The sequence below is a fragment of the Streptomyces cirratus genome (assembly GCF_014650775.1).
In the GTDB taxonomy this organism is placed as follows: Bacteria; Actinomycetota; Actinomycetes; order Streptomycetales; family Streptomycetaceae; genus Streptomyces; species Streptomyces cirratus.
On the sequence record NZ_BMVP01000054.1, the window covers coordinates 1 to 902 of the forward strand.

At 66.5% G+C, this 902-nt stretch carries 1 protein-coding gene; it reads right to left on the reverse strand.

Features of this window, described 5'->3' with window-relative positions:
• A partial coding sequence (locus tag IE207_RS32860) for an aliphatic sulfonate ABC transporter substrate-binding protein (RefSeq protein ID WP_190187984.1) occupies positions 1–902 on the reverse strand: 902 nt, incomplete at both ends.

Below are 902 nucleotides of genomic sequence, written 5' to 3' on the forward strand. Positions count from 1 at the left end.
GTTCAGGAGCGTCAGGTCGTAGATGCCGGTCAGGTCGGGCTGCTCGATGAGCTTGGCCTTGACCGCCCAGTCGGACTCCGTCTTGAGGGTGCCCGCCAGCGGGTCGTCGGTGACGAGGATGCTCGGCCACGCCGGGTCGATGACCTTCGCGTCGAGCGGCTTGCCGCCGTCCGCCGCCAGCTTCGCGTTGGCGGAGGCCTTCGCCTTCTCCGGGTTGGCGTTGATCCACTCGTTGGTCTTGACCGTGCCCTTGAGCACGGCCTCGACCACGTCCGCGTGTTCCTTGAGGAACTTCTGCGACACGATGACGTTGGTGATCACGAACTTCTTGTCGGGCCACAGGGACGTCTCGTCGAGGAGGACGGAGCCGCCGTCGGAGACGAGCTTGGAGGCGGTGGGCTCCGGCACCCAGGCGCCGTCGATCGAACCCTGCTTGAAGGCGTCGGGGGTGACCTTGTTGTCGGTGCGGACCACGGAGACGTCGCCCTTGCCGGACTCGGGGTCGACCGACCAGCCCTTGGAGGAGATCCAGTTGAGGAACGCGACGTCCTGCGTGTTCCCCTTCTGCGGGGTGGCGATCTTCTTGCCCTTGAGGTCGTCCAGGGTCTTGATCTTGTCCGGGTTCACGACCAGCTTCACGCCGCCCGAGGCGGAGCCGGAGATGATCCGCAGGTTCTGGCCCTTGGACTTCACGTAGCCGTTGATCGACGGCGAGGGGCCGATGAAACCGATGTCGAGGGAGCCGCCGTTGAGGGCTTCGATCTCGGACGGGCCGGCGTTGAAGGTCTGCGGCTTGATCGCGGTGCCGCCGAGCTCCTTGGCGATCAGGCCCTCCTGGAGGCCGACCAGCGCGGTGGCGTGCGTCAGGTTCGGGAAGTACCCGATGCGCACCTCGGAGGCGG